The sequence below is a fragment of the Streptomyces sp. NPDC050388 genome (assembly GCF_040655635.1).
Classification (GTDB): Bacteria; Actinomycetota; Actinomycetes; order Streptomycetales; family Streptomycetaceae; genus Streptomyces.
Window position 1 is genome coordinate 1 of sequence record NZ_JBFAKH010000201.1, and the last position, 4,569, is coordinate 4,569.

4 protein-coding genes and 1 pseudogene are annotated in these 4,569 nt (G+C 68.2%); 2 read left to right on the forward strand and 3 right to left on the reverse strand.

Features of this window, described 5'->3' with window-relative positions; genetic code table 11:
* Positions 1-119: 119 nt before the first annotated feature.
* On the reverse strand, positions 120-1,232 hold the full coding sequence (locus AB0I73_RS40475; protein ID WP_363045383.1) for an IS630 family transposase: 1,113 nt from the start codon (positions 1,230-1,232) through the stop codon (positions 120-122).
* A gap of 141 nt (positions 1,233-1,373) precedes the next feature.
* Here AB0I73_RS40475 and AB0I73_RS40480 point away from each other — a divergent pair, with 141 nt between their 5' ends.
* Complete coding sequence (locus AB0I73_RS40480) at positions 1,374-2,261, forward strand: prohibitin family protein (RefSeq protein ID WP_363045384.1); 888 nt, start codon at positions 1,374-1,376, stop codon at positions 2,259-2,261.
* Between the two features lie 149 nt (positions 2,262-2,410).
* The gene (locus AB0I73_RS40485) at positions 2,411-2,587 is read left to right on the forward strand and encodes a hypothetical protein (RefSeq protein ID WP_363045385.1); all 177 of its coding nucleotides are present in this window, start codon (positions 2,411-2,413) and stop codon (positions 2,585-2,587) included.
* A gap of 138 nt (positions 2,588-2,725) precedes the next feature.
* Here the strand turns inward: AB0I73_RS40485 and AB0I73_RS40490 are convergent, their stop codons facing one another.
* Entirely contained in the window at positions 2,726-3,649 is a 924-nt protein-coding gene (locus AB0I73_RS40490; RefSeq protein ID WP_363045386.1) for an LLM class F420-dependent oxidoreductase, read from the reverse strand.
* Between the two features lie 59 nt (positions 3,650-3,708).
* Positions 3,709-4,247, reverse strand: a pseudogene (locus AB0I73_RS40495) (HAMP domain-containing protein); the annotation flags it as partial.
* Positions 4,248-4,569 lie beyond the last annotated feature (322 nt).

A 4,569-nucleotide genomic window follows, 5' to 3' on the forward strand; every position in this document is an offset into this window, starting at 1 on the left:
GCCCGGAGACAACAGGCGAAGGCTTGAAAGACACGACACCAGACTCCCACCAACGAGCCCGCCACACCCACCGAACTAACGAAAAGATCAGTAGTGGGCTGCGCCAGAAATCCTGAGGGTCAGTTCTCTCTGGCTTGGCTGTCGAGCGGGGCGATCCTGGCAAGGTAGTCGGCGAGGGATGTGAGGATCTCGTCAGCGGTCTTGGTCCAGGTGAACGGTCTGGGGTTCTCGTTCCAGGTGCCGATCCAGTCGCGGATGTCGTCCTCGAGGGCCTTCACAGAGGTGTGGACGCCGCGGCGGATGAGTCTGTCCGTCAGCAGACCGAACCACCGCTCCACCTGGTTGATCCAGGAGGAGCCGGTCGGCGTGAAGTGCACGTGGAAGCGGGGGTGTCGGGCGAGCCGCTGCTGGATCTCGGGGGTCTTGTGGGTGACGTAGTTGTCGCACACCAAGTGCACATCAAAACCGGCGGGCACCGCCTTGTCCATCGTGACCAGGAACTTCTTGAACTCGATGGCCCGGTGGCGGCGGTGGAGTTCACCGATGACGGTGCCGTCGGCGATGTTGAACGCGGCGAACAGGCTGGTGATGCCGTGCCGCAGGTAGTCGTGAGTACGCCGCTCGGGCATGCCGGGCAGCATCGGCAGCGCCGGCTGCGAGCGGTCCAGCGCCTGGATCTGCGCCTTCTCGTCCACGCATAACAGCACTGCCTTCTCAGGCGGGTTGTGGTACGGGCCGACGACGTCGACGACCTTGTCGACGAACTGCGGGTCGGTGGAGAGTTTGGAGGAGTCCTGCAGGTGCGGCTTGAGGTCGAACCTCTTCCAGATCCGCCCGATGGTGGACTTCGACAGCCCGGTGCGCTTGGCCATCGAGGCCCGCGACCAGTGCGTGTCCTGGCCCGGGGTGGATTCCAGGGTCGCGACGATGATGCCTTCGACCTGGTCGAGCAGGATCGAGGGCGGCCGGCCGGTTCGCGGTTCGTCCTGCAGGCCGTCGAGGCGATCGGCTACGAAGCGGGCCCGCCAGCGCTCCACGGTCGACTGGTCCACCCCCGGATCGGCGGCGACCTGTTTGTTCGTCCCGCCCTCGGCGCACCGCAGCACGATCTTCGCCCGCAGCGCGAGGTACTGGGCGGTCTTCGCCCGCCTCGCCCAGCGCAGCAGCTGGGCCCGCTCGTCCTCGGCCAGGACCAGCTCGGACTTCGGCCGGCCGGTAGGTGCCTCGTCCACCAGCCCCGCCGGTCGCTCAGCGGCGAACTTCCCGCGCCGCTTGCGAACACCCTCTGTTCTCTCCGCACTTCGGATGCCATATCCTCCGCTGGCAAGCGGTACCGGGGGGTACCGCTCAGGGTCTCTCAGGGGGGAGCCACCGTGCTCGTACTGTCATGCCTGCTCGCTGTCGCCGCCGTGGTGATGTACTTCGTCGCCCGTGCCCGGAACTCGCTCCGGCTTCGGCTGGGGGCCGGCGCCGCACTGCTCGGCAGCGTGCTCTTCGGCATCGCCAGCACTGTGTACGTCGTCAGCGCCTACGAGGTCGGCGTGCCGGTGACGTTCGGCAAAGTGGGTACGCCGATGACGTCCGGGATGCACCTGAAGTCGCCCTTCACCGATGTCACGCCCTTCTCGACCCGTCCGGTCGACCTCAGCCTCTCCGACAAGGACGTCGTCGAGGTGCGGTCCTCCCAGGGCGGTGTGATGTACACGGAGGTGACCGTGAAGTGGGCGGTCACACCGGACAAGGCGGCGGAGCTGTACCGGCTGGCAGGGAGCGAGGAAGCCATTCAGCAGCGACTGGTCTACCCGGACAGCCGGGAGATCGTCCGGAACGTCTTCGCCCGCTACACCAGCGAGCAGGGCTACGCCTCGGCCCGAGAGGAGATCAACGCGGAGATCGGCAAGTTGATCAAGGAGCGACTCGCGCCCCGCGGTATCGACATCACCGCCGTGAACCTGCGCAACGTCAAGCCCTCGGACGCCCTCCAGAAGCAGATCGACCGCAAGATCCAGCAGAAGGAGGCCACCGAGCGGGCCGTCGAGGCAACCCGCACGGCGGAGGAGGAGGCCAAGCGCCGCAAGATCGAGGCCGAGGGCATCGCCCGCGCCAACAAGATCCTCAACGACTCCTTGACCGACAAGGTTCTGCTGAACCAGTGCATCGACGCGTACAGGGAAGCGGCCAAGGAGAACCCGGTCTACGCCGTGCCCTGCGGCTCGGGCAACGGCACCCCGGTCATCGTGGACGGCAACCGCCGGGACTGATTCCTCGTGATGTCTTTCTGTCGGAGCTCTTCCCTCAGTCACTGCTGGCGGCGACGGATGAGGCACTCTGCTCGTTCGAGTCGGATGCGGAGGCGCTTCGGAGCCAGGGCGACGAGCAGGTCTTCGAAGCGATCAAGCCCATCGTTCTGTTGCTGAACCAGATCAACGAGGATCACGACGGCGCGGGCTGTGAGACGGAAGAGCGTGAAGAGCTGTGCCCCTACATCGATCAGACCTCGACGGAGCACGGCAACGACGTTCCTGCCCTGGCAGCGAGACGAGGCGTCAGCCGCACCGGGATCACGGACGATTGGCGGGACTGGTAGCCGTTGCTGTACGGCAACCCCGGCAACCCGAGATCACGAGCGAGGACGGCGAGACTCCGTCCGCAGGCCTGCCGTGAGTGCGTGCAGGCCTGCGGGTGTGGGTCGTGCGGGGGTGGTCTGTCCGTGCGGCCGGAGGGGCTAGGACAGCTGGGACTGGACCTGGGAGGAGATCAGTTCCAGGTGGTCGAGGTCGGAGAGGTCGAGGATCTGGAGGTAGATGCGGCGGGAGCCGATCTCGGCGTAGCGGCCGATCTTGTCGACGACCTCGGCGGGCGAGCCCGCCAGGCCGTTGGCCTTGAGCTCGTCGACCTCGCGGCCGATCGCGGCGGCACGGCGGGCGATCTCCCGGTCGTCCTTGCCGACGCAAACGACCAGGGCGTTGGAGTACACGAGGTCGCCGGGGTCGCGGCCGGCTTCCCGGGCGGCGGCGCGTACCCGGCCGAACTGGCGCTCGCTGTCCTCGAGGGAGGCGAAGGGCATGTTGAACTCGTCGGCGAACCGCGCGGCGAGCCGGGGGGTGCGGACGGCGCCGTGGCCGCCGATGAGCACCGGGACCTTCGACTGGGCGGGCTTGGGGAGCGCCGGGGAGTTCGTGAGGTCGTAGTAGGTGCCGTGGAAGTCGTAGGTCTGGCCGGGCTCGGTGGCCCACAGCCCGGTGACGATCTCCAGCTGCTCCTCCAGGCGGGCGAGCTTCTCCTTGGGGAAGGGGATGCCGTACGCCGTGTGCTCCTCCTCGAACCAGCCCGCTCCCAGGCCGAGTTCGATGCGGCCGCCGGACATCTGGTCCACCTGGGCGACCTGGATGGCGAGGACGCCGGGGAGGCGGAAGGTGCCGGCGGTCATCAGGGTGCCGAGCCGGATGCGCTGGGTCTCGCGGGCGAGGCCGGCCAGGGTGATCCAGGCGTCGGTGGGGCCGGGCAGGCCGTCGCCGGAGCCCATTTTGAGGTAGTGGTCGGAGCGGAAGAAGGCGTCGAAACCGAGGTCCTCGGTGGCCTTGGCGACGGTGAGCAAGGTGTCGTAGGTCGCCCCCTGCTGGGGCTCGGTGAAGATGCGGAGATCCATGTCTCCATCCTGCCTGGTCGGGCCCGGTACGGTCGGGCCGGTTCCATCAGGGGCGATGCCTACGGCGTGCCGGGCAGCCTGACCGTGGCGAGGAGACCGCCGGCGGGGCGGGGGACGATGTCGAGGGTCCCGTCGTGGGCGCGGACGATGCTGTGCACGAGGGCGAGGCCGAGGCCGGCGCCGGCGTGGGGTCCCTGCGGGCGACATCGAGCAGTGCCTGTGAGATGGCCAGCGGGGTGCGCAGTCCGTGGGAGGCGTTCACGGCGAACCTCCGCTGCTCGGCGACGTGCGACTTGAGTTGTTCGAGCATGGTGTCGAACGCGTCGGCGAGTTCACGAAATTCGTCCTGGCTGCCCTCCCTGCGGATCCGGTGGGACAGCGATCCGTTCCCGGCCGTCCGTGCCGCGTCCGTGATCCGTTTGAGCGGTGCGAGCATCCGGTCGGCGAGGCTCCAGCCCCCAGCGAGGCCGAATATGAGCAGGAAGGCCATCGCCACGGCCGCGGCGGGGGTGAAGAAGCGCACCAAGAGGTAGCGGTTGGGTGAGATCCCGAGAAGGCCCTTGGGGCTGTCGGGCACGTAGCGCAGCAGGAACACCCACCTCTCTTGCCGGCAGGGTGCCCGGCCCTTCAGGGCCGGGGTGAATGCCCGTTCCCGCAAAGCGGGACAGGAGGAGCCGCATCGCCTGCGGGGCGATGCGGCGTCCCGGAAGAGGACGGTGGCGGGCTTGGTCATGGGAAGGGTGTGATGGTGCGTGGCCGGGAGTGGTGGCGGGGGTCGGTCGCTCGTTCGGGTGAGCCTGACCGGATGCGCAGAGCGGGGCGGGTGGCGGGGCTAGGTTCGGCGGCATGTCACGTTTCCGGATGTACCCGACGGCCGCGCAGGAGCAGCGGATGCTGCTGCACTGCGCGCACGCCCGGTA

Coding starts and splice junctions, on each gene's coding strand:
- AB0I73_RS40490 (WP_363045386.1), bottom strand. CDS start 3,649: ATGGATCTCCGCATCTTCACCGAGCCCCAGCAGGGGGCGACCTACGAC.